The following is a 508-nucleotide window of genomic DNA, read 5'->3' as shown; positions in this document are numbered from 1 at the left end:
GGATATTTATGTCAATAGTTATAGTTGTTTTGCTTTTAATGATTTTTTTTGGTGAGAAATCATTTCTAAAACATACAAAATATACTATAGCGACTATAACTTCTGACTTTCACTATAGACAAACAACAAAAGGAGCAGGAACGGATTTCATATTTTTTTTAAATAACAAAAAAATTAAAAGTGGATCTTCAACAGGAACTTTTATTAAAGGTGATAACTACTTAATTGCATTTGATTCATTACACCCAAATAATAACTCAATTTTTCAAGTTAATGTAACGGATTCAATATATGTATATCCAAAAAATGGATGGAAACTAAAAGAAATTCCTTTTAAAGTTGATACAACTGCTCTAAAGCGGCAACTCAAAAAATGGTAAATGAAAAAGGGGATTTAGTTCCCCTCTTCATTTAATTTATACAGCCCTTTGAGTACGTCTAAAATAAAAAATTCTAAATCTTTTCTTATCCCTGTACTGAAAGGAATTAATAAATTCTGTTTTTTGGA

The 508-nt window shown here is 27.4% G+C and carries 1 protein-coding gene; it reads left to right on the top strand.

Translation table 11 applies throughout. The features are described 5' to 3' along the window. Positions 1 to 380 (top strand): hypothetical protein (locus ABD994_RS31560; RefSeq protein ID WP_345425833.1); only part of this gene is annotated, 380 nt, incomplete at its 5' end. Between the last annotated feature and the right edge of the window lie 128 nt (positions 381 to 508).

Origin of the sequence: Actinomycetospora chlora, from assembly GCF_039542135.1 — a bacterium.
Classification (GTDB): Bacteria; Actinomycetota; Actinomycetes; order Mycobacteriales; family Pseudonocardiaceae; genus Actinomycetospora; species Actinomycetospora chlora.
Note: the sequence above shows the minus strand (reverse complement) of the source record. Positions and strands in the feature narration are given on the sequence as shown.